The 6,799-nt window shown below is 47.4% G+C and carries 4 protein-coding genes and 1 pseudogene; 3 read left to right on the top strand and 2 right to left on the bottom strand.

Translation table 11 applies throughout. The features are described from left to right. A pseudogene (locus WBV75_RS11235) lies at nucleotides 1-386 on the top strand (glycosyl transferase family 1); the annotation flags it as partial. Then, nucleotides 377-1,831, top strand: coding sequence for a lipopolysaccharide biosynthesis protein (locus WBV75_RS11230; RefSeq protein WP_424120692.1), 1,455 nt, complete (start codon nucleotides 377-379; stop codon nucleotides 1,829-1,831). The pseudogene WBV75_RS11235 and the gene WBV75_RS11230, both read left to right, overlap by 10 nt. 59 nt (nucleotides 1,832-1,890) lie before the next feature. Here the strand turns inward: WBV75_RS11230 and WBV75_RS11225 are convergent, their stop codons facing one another. Both WBV75_RS11225 and uvrA read right to left on the bottom strand, forming a co-directional pair. Continuing rightward, nucleotides 1,891-2,979, bottom strand: coding sequence for a hypothetical protein (locus WBV75_RS11225; protein WP_424120691.1), 1,089 nt, complete (start codon nucleotides 2,977-2,979; stop codon nucleotides 1,891-1,893). A 183-nt stretch (nucleotides 2,980-3,162) separates the two neighbouring features. Continuing rightward, nucleotides 3,163-5,961: an excinuclease ABC subunit UvrA gene (gene uvrA / locus WBV75_RS11220; RefSeq protein ID WP_424120690.1), complete on the bottom strand. Its 2,799-nt coding sequence runs from the start codon at nucleotides 5,959-5,961 to the stop codon at nucleotides 3,163-3,165. Between the two features lie 244 nt (nucleotides 5,962-6,205). Between uvrA and WBV75_RS11215 the strand changes: the two genes are divergently transcribed. Further along, on the top strand, nucleotides 6,206-6,787 hold the full coding sequence (locus tag WBV75_RS11215) for an RNA polymerase sigma factor (protein WP_424120689.1): 582 nt from the start codon (nucleotides 6,206-6,208) through the stop codon (nucleotides 6,785-6,787). Nucleotides 6,788-6,799: the final 12 nt, after the last annotated feature.

Below are 6,799 nucleotides of genomic sequence, written 5' to 3'. Positions count from 1 at the left end.
GGCTGGCCGGGCAGTTGTCTGTTAAGGAGTATATCCCGCACGATCAGGCCCTGGAGCACCAGCGCAGTGCACAGATATTACTCCTGATTGAAATTGACACCCCTCAGACCCGGGGGATCATTCCAGGGAAGTTCTTCGAGTACCTCGCAGCATCTCGTCCCATCCTGGCTATAGGCCCTGAGAACTGGGAAGTCGCTTCCTTAATCGCGGAGTGCAAATCCGGGGCGGCTTTTCGATATGGGGAGCAAAACGAGATCCAACAGATTTTACTTACGTGGTATCAGGATTACAAACAGCATAAACTGACTGTAGAGGCCGAAGGTGTAGAAGCTTATCACCGCAGAGCGCTTACCGCGCGACTCGTAAAAGAAGTACTATGGGAATAGTGCTCCGACAAACAGCTTTGAATACCACCATCACCTATCTGGGCTTCGCATTGGGTGCGGTAAACACACTATTCCTGTATACCCGTGTGATGTCGGATGCGTATTTTGGCCTGGTCGGGGTTTTGATATCTACAGCGACACTTTTGATGCCGGTCATGTCTTTTGGAATTCCCAATACTCTTGTCAAGTATTACTCCGCTTATAAAGAGCGTGCGGATCTCCAGCCCCTTCTCACCCTTGTGCTGGCAGTGCCTTTATTGATTGTCCTTCCGCTGGGGATATTCAGTTATTTTGCCAATAGTGTCATTGCGGATTTTATATCGGGAAGGAACGAGATCGTATCGGACTATGTCTGGCATATTTTCTGGATAGGACTCTTTATGGCCTATTTTGAGGTCTTTTTCGCCTGGAGCAAGGTCTGTCTGAAATCAACCCTGGGAACCTTTTTCAAAGAAATTTTTATCCGCCTCGGGGTAAGCATTTTACTTCTATTGTTGTTTTTTAGGGTCATCAGCGAGGCTGGTTTTCTCAGCTGGCTGGTAATTCTATATGGAATCCGTGTGATACTCATGGCCTGGCACGCCATGAGGTTGCAGCCCTTTCACTTCCGCCTGGCCCTGCCCAAAGGGTTTAAAGAGGTGCTAAAATATACGAGTCTGATCATCCTGGGCGGGTCTATTTCTGTGGTGCTCCTGGAGATTGACAGGTTTATGATTAACCAGTACATCCAGATCGAAAACGTGGCGTATTACACGGTAGCCGTTTTTATTGCCACGGTGATCATCGTCCCCTTCCGGTCCATGAACCAAATCACCTATCCCCTTACGGCTTCCTTAATGAATTCGGGGGACCTGGATGGTTTAAAAAAGCTCTACAAAAGAAGTTCCCTGACCCTCCTGGCCATAACAGCCCTGATTTTTATCGGGATCCTCCTGAATCTTGAAGATTTCTATCTGTTGTTGCCGGAATCCTACAGGGGAGGGGTTACTGTTGTTTTATTCCTGGGGCTTGTACGCCTTTTTGATGCTTTTCTGGGAATCAATACGGCCATTCTGTATAACTCCCAATATTACCGAATGCTCCTCTTGATGGGGGTGGTGCTGGCACTTATGACCATTTTGTTAAACGCCTGGCTCATCCCCATACTGGGACTTACCGGGGCGGCCATAGCTACTTGTATCTCTGCCGGTCTTTACAACCTGGTAAAAATGCTTTTTGTAAAGTGGAAATTCGGATTAACCCCCTGGAGTGTAAACAGTTTTAAGGTCTTTGGCATCGCGGTGCTCACGTATTTGCTGTTCCACTGGATTGCCTTCCCTTTCCATCCCGTGGTGAACATTACTTTGAAGAGTGTTTTAATCGCCGGGGTTTATTTGGGTGCGATTCTGAAATTTAAGGTTTCTGAAGACCTGATAGCGCTATTTAAGAGAAGACTAAAAAAATAGGCCCCCGGGAATAGATTTTATTCCAAGGGGCCTGATCAATCACCGACCTGAATACATTCTTAATAGCCGGTACTTCGGCGGGAAGCCCTGGCCGTTGTCCGGCTGCGGCTATTTGAAGTGCGTGAGCTCCTGCCTGCGGTTTCTCTCGAAGCCGTTCCACTCCGTCGGACTGTAGAACTTCTTTTTTTATTTAGCCTTTGAGGGCTGATCCGTTCTTTTCCAGCAGATCTTGAAGCTACTGTTTGCTTTATCGATCTGGAGGGTTTAGCAGCAGGTGTGGCCTTTCGACTAACGGTACGCTGGGCTGCAACACTCCTGCTCCTCTTTGGGGCGGTTTGCGCCCGGGTTACTGAGGCTGAACGGGCGGTAGATCCACGCTGTATTTCGGTACGAACATTACGAGCCGAAGAATTCCTTCCGGCAGCAATTCCGGACGAGCTCCTCTTATTAGCAGTATTCCGCGCAACAACCTGGCGGTCATTCTTGTAAACCCTGCTGCGTTCGGCCCGATGTTGGTAGCGCGTATGCTTTCCGACACGGGCATACGCCCTGCGTGTATTGTTGTAATAAGGCCTGTGGTAGGTATACCGGACCGGGTTGTAATAGCGTCTGTAGGGTTGTGGGTACACCATACAAAATGCGGCAGCCGGCCTGACGAAATACCTGTGAAACGGCTGATATACATAAACCCGATTAAACGGATTGATATATCCGACATGGTAGTTGTAGTACCCAAATCCATTGTAGTAGATACGCATACCACCAAGGCGGTAAAGCCTTCCGCTCCTGTAGTTCATGTGAATATTCCCAATTCGGCTGACCCTTCCGTAATAATCATAGAAGACCGGGAGTTGCGCAATTTGTATGACGGCTCCATAGTCGTCATATTGCACATAAGGATTGTAATTGAACCCTGAATTATAGGTTATTGCCCCTTGCCCACCAAAAACTCCGGCCTGAGCCCCGAACTGGCCGCCCAGGTAAAAGTCGAATTCTCCGTCGGGATATACTGAAAAGGTTACATCTGCTTCGGTAAAGATAAAGGACCTGGAATGTCCGAAGGAAGCAGTTGAGTTACCCATACTGGCTCCGAAGGAAGTTCCTGTACCAAAAATGAATGCGGTTAAAAGGAAGACTAGATTTTTCATGGCGATAGGGTTTTTAGTTAAGGATAAAAACGATTTCTATCCATGCTCTAAAGACCAATCACCGTGCCAAACTGGATTATGACAATGTAAGTCACTGAAATACAGTAATATAAAAATATTAGTTATGCCTGAATCACTGAAGATCTAAATCAAAAAAGTCAGGGAGGCACCTCCCTTGCGTATTCAGGGCTCCGGGCTGACCAGGAGTTTTTCTTTTAAATACCTGCCGGTTATTGAATCCGGATTCGCAGCCACCTCCTCCGGTGTACCGAAAGCGAGCAACGCCCCACCTTTGTCACCTCCGTCCGGGCCCAGGTCGATGACGTGGTCGGCACTTTTTATCAGTTCAATGTTGTGTTCGATTACAATAATCGAGTGCCCTTTTCCAATAAGGGCATTAAAGGAATCCAGCAGTTTTCGGATATCGTGAAAGTGCAGGCCGGTTGTGGGTTCGTCAAAGATAAAGAGTGCCTTTTCCCGTCCCTGTCCCTTGCCCAGGAAAGACGCCAGTTTAATGCGTTGCGCTTCCCCTCCGGAAAGGGTGGAGGAGGGCTGTCCGAGTGTGACGTAGCCCAGGCCCACGTCCTGCAGGGGTTTTAACCGGGCAGCTATTTTTTCTGCTTTGTGTTCCCGGAAAAAGGCTATGGCTTCATCCACGGTCATTTGAAGTACATCATTTATGGAAGCCCCGTGAAACTGAACTTCCAGGACCTCCTTTTTAAAGCGTTTTCCCCGGCACTGATCGCACTCCAGGTGAACATCCGCCATAAACTGCATCTCCACGGTAATGTCGCCCTCGCCTTTGCATTTTTCACATCGGCCCCCATCTACATTAAAAGAAAAATGTTTGGATTTATATCCCCTGAGCTTGCTGAGTTTTTGCTGGGCATAAAGGTTTCGAATCTCATCATAGGCCTTTAAATAGGTCACCGGGTTGGATCGGGAGGACCTTCCGATAGGATTCTGGTCGACGAATTCAATATGCCTGATAAATTCAAATTCGCCTTCCAGACTTCTGTGATGCCCTGCTTTTTCACCGTAACCCCCTAGTTTTTTCTGGAGGGCAGGATAGAGAATTTTATTGACCAGAGTACTTTTTCCGCTGCCCGAAACCCCCGTAACTACGGTGAGTACCTGAAGGGGGAAGGTAACATCTATATTGCGTAAATTATGCTGGCGCGCCCCCAGGACAGTGACGTATCCTTTACCACTCCGCCGGGTGGTCGGAACCGGAATCTCCATAGCCCCGCTAAGGTAGCGCGCCGTATAGGAGTCTGTACTTAAAATTTCACTAAGGGTTCCCTCTGCTACCACCTCACCCCCAAGCGTCCCAGCTTCGGGGCCGATGTCTATTATACGATCTGCAGCCCGCATCATTTCTTCATCGTGTTCCACCACAATGACGGTATTTCCAAGGTTCTTTAAAGATTTCAGGACCTCGATTAGATTTTCGGAATCCCTGGGGTGTAGTCCTACACTGGGTTCGTCCAGGATATACATGGAACCCACCAGGCTACTGCCCAAAGAAGTGGCGAGGTTGATCCGCTGACTTTCGCCCCCGGAAAGCGTGTTCGATTTTCGATTCAGTGTTAAATAACCGAGTCCTACCTTTAAGAGGTACTGAATACGGTTTCTGATCTCCAGTAAAAGTCTTTTGGAAATGGCTGTACTGTGCGCATCAAGGGCTAATTCTTCAAAATATAGGGCCAGTGTAGAAACCGGCATATCCACCAGTTCGGCAATCGATTTACCGCCGACCTTTACATAAGAAGCTTCTTTCCTCAATCGGGTACCCGAGCAGAGGCTGCACCGGGTTTTGCCCCGGTATCGGGATAGCATTACCCGGTTCTGGATCTTATAACTCTTTTCTTCCAGTTTTTGAAAGAAGGCATTCAGTCCCGTAAAATGCTCATTGCCTTCCCAGACCAGGGCACGCTGCTGTGGAGTTAATTCAAACCAGGGTTTATGAATGGGAAAATCAAAGGTATAGGCGTTGTTTACAAGTTGATCCCGGTACCGGCTCATGCTCTCGCCTTTCCAGGGGGCAATGGCGTTATCATAAACAGATCGCTCCGTATTGGGAACCACGAGGTCTTCATCGATCCCGATAACGTCCCCATACCCTTCGCACTTTGGACAGGCACCATAGGGATTACTGAAACTGAATAAATGCACATTCGGTTCGGGAAAGACCATACCGTCCAACTCGAATGTATTGCTAAATGACGTTCTCTGTTTTCCATCTGCTGTTTCGATAAAACAGCTGCCCTTGCCCTCAAAAAAGGCAGTATCTACGGCTCCTGAGAGGCGATTTATAAAATCTTCATCTTCCTCCTTGACTACAATCCGATCCACCACAAGGTCAAATGACCTGCCCACCTTATGCATATCAGGCCCGATTCGGAGGATTTCCCCCTGATGCTGAATTCGCGCATAACCTTGTTTTGAGAGGAGATCGAGAGATTTTTGGATATCGCGATCTTCAGCGATGGTAATCGGGGCCAGCAGCAAGAGCCTGGCCGCCTCCTGCTGACTACGTACAAAATCGACGACATCACTCACGCTGTGTTTGACCACTTCATTGCCTGAAACGGGAGAGTAGGTCTTACCGATACGGGCGTAGAGCAGTTTCAGGTAATCGTAGATTTCAGTGGAAGTGCCCACCGTTGACCTTGGGTTTGTGGAGTTGATTTTCTGCTCGATGGCAATAGCCGGGGCTATTCCACGGATGTAGTCTACTTTTGGCTTGTTGAGTTTACCCAGAAATTGCCGCGCATAGGATGAAAGGCTCTCCACATAACGGCGCTGCCCCTCTGCATACAGGGTATCGAAAGCCAGGGTTGATTTGCCGGAACCCGACATCCCGGTGATTACAACCAGTTGGTTTCTCGGGATACTTACATCGATATTCTTTAGGTTGTGCAGGTGTGCACCCTTAATAATTATAGCTTTTTTAGGATCTGTTTCGCCAATGGCTTCCATGGAAAATGGGGTAAGGGGCAAAGATACAATATGTGCAATCCAAAAGCCATATGGAGCATATACTTTGGACGACTTTATACGGTCTCTTGTTTGTGCTCTAAAATTTTTTCTATATTTGACATATCATTCACCATAGATCTGCAGCCTATAAAGCACTATTACTTTTTTGAATTTTAACTTCCGTCTTTAAATGTCCATCCCACAGGGGGGTGTGCTGCGAGACCCAATCAAAAAAGTAATGTGTATGGAACTCCATGTAGATGACGCTTCGCTGATACGTAAATATTTAAAAGGAGACGAACGCTCTCTTGAATCACTTATAGATCGCCACAATCAGCGAATATTTAATTTTATTTATTCCAAGGTCTTTGACCGGGAAGTCACAGAGGATATTTTTCAGGATACCTTTATTAAGGTAATCCGTACCCTGAAACTGGGTAAGTATAATGAGGAAGGGAAATTTCTTCCCTGGGTTATGCGTATTGCCCATAACCTGGTGATTGATTACTACAGGAAGAGCAATCGCATGCCGCGTTATGAGGGCAGCTCTGAATTCCATGTATTCTCCGTTATGCAGGATGATACACTCAATGCCGAGAAACAATTGATTCGGGATCAAATCAGTTCAGATGTGAGTGGGTTGGTTTGTAAACTGCCCGAAGAACAGCAGGATGTGATCCGCATGCGTATGTACCAGAACATGAGTTTTAAGGAGATCGCTGAAAAGACGGGGGTAAGCATTAATACGGCATTGGGCCGCATGCGTTACGCTTTGATAAACCTGCGCAAACTCATAGAGGAAAATCAAATAGTTTTAACGGATTAATTGGTCGAAGGT

The organism is Robiginitalea sp., assembly GCF_049588695.1.
Classification (GTDB): Bacteria; Bacteroidota; Bacteroidia; order Flavobacteriales; family Flavobacteriaceae; genus Robiginitalea.
This window is presented reverse-complemented; position numbering and strand designations above follow the sequence as displayed.